General features: G+C 74.4%; 2 protein-coding genes. One reads left to right on the top strand and one right to left on the bottom strand.

The window, feature by feature from the left end:
* Nucleotides 1-455, bottom strand: a 455-nt coding sequence (locus L2I40_RS23370) for a hypothetical protein (protein WP_237217748.1), incomplete at its 3' end; no start/stop codon positions are given.
* Nucleotides 456-489: 34 nt separating this feature from the next.
* Between L2I40_RS23370 and purM the strand changes: the two genes are divergently transcribed.
* Nucleotides 490-1,265: phosphoribosylformylglycinamidine cyclo-ligase (gene purM, locus L2I40_RS23365; RefSeq protein ID WP_237217747.1), on the top strand; the 776-nt coding region annotated here is incomplete at its 3' end.

Raw genomic sequence — 1,265 nt, 5'->3', positions numbered from 1 at the left:
ACGGCGCCGGCCACCTGCGGTCCCTCGCCCGCGGCGGCGGGCGCGCGCGCGGCGCCGGGTGCGCGGAAATTCACGGTGATGCGGGCCGCATAGCCGCGCGGGGTGACGCGCTCGGATTCGATGACCAGGGATGCGACCTGCGCCTCGATCTGGCGGTCGGACAGCCCGGTGGGCAGGCCGAGCTGGGCGGCCATGCGCTCATAGGCGAGGCGCTGACCGGCCGCGAGCGCGCGCTCCCGCGCGACCACCGCGTTCTCGGCCGTCGCCTCGGCCGGGACGTCGCGCTGCACCAGCGGGTTGTCCTGCGCCGTCGCGGGCGCGACGAGAAGGCCGAACGCCAGCAGGAGGGCGATGATTGCGCCGCGGACGCGCGCGTGGTTGTCTCCGCGCCCCGCGCGGATCGCGTGCACCTGCTGTCTGCCGACCCCGGCGAGCGGCATCGCGCCTTCCTTCATAGCAACATCCTCGCATAGCCGATCGGGGCCTGCCATGACCAGCCTGACCTACCGCGACGCCGGCGTGGACATCGAGGCGGGCGACGCGCTGGTCGAGGCGATCAAGCCGCTGGCGCGCGCCACCGACCGGGTCGGCACCATGGGCGGCCTCGGTGGGTTCGGCGCGCTGTTCGACCTCAAGGCCGCGGGGTTCCGAGACCCGGTGCTGGTGTCCTCCACCGACGGCGTCGGGACCAAGCTCAAGCTCGCGATCGACAGCGGCATCCACGGAACGGTCGGGCAGGACCTGGTCGCGATGTGCGTCAACGACCTCGTCGTGCAGGGCGCGGAGCCGCTCTTCTTCCTGGACTACTTCGCGACCGGGAAGCTCGAGGTCGCGCAGGCGCGGGAGGTGATCGCAGGCATCGCCGAGGGCTGCCGGATCGCCGGCTGCGCGCTGGTCGGCGGCGAGACGGCGGAGATGCCGGGACTCTACAAGGGCGGGGACTACGACCTGGCCGGCTTCTCGGTCGGCGCGGCGGAGCGCGGCAACCTGCTCCCGCGCGGCGACATCGGGCCGGGCGACGTGCTGCTGGGCCTCGCCAGTTCGGGCGTGCATTCGAATGGCTTCTCCCTGGTCCGGCGGGTGCTGGCGGCGACCAACCTGACGCTGGCCGCCCCGGCGCCCTTCGCGGCGCGCGCGACCGTCGCCGAGGCGCTGCTCGCGCCGACCCGGATCTACGTGAAGCCCCTGCTGGCCGCGCACCGGGCGGGCCTGGTCAAGGCGGCGGCGCACATCACCGGCGGCGGGCTGCCCGGGAACCTGCCGCG

Origin of the sequence: Falsiroseomonas oryziterrae, assembly GCF_021864505.1 — a bacterium.
GTDB classification, from domain to species: Bacteria; Pseudomonadota; Alphaproteobacteria; order Acetobacterales; family Acetobacteraceae; genus Falsiroseomonas; species Falsiroseomonas oryziterrae.
Note: the sequence above shows the minus strand (reverse complement) of the source record. Positions and strands in the feature narration are given on the sequence as shown.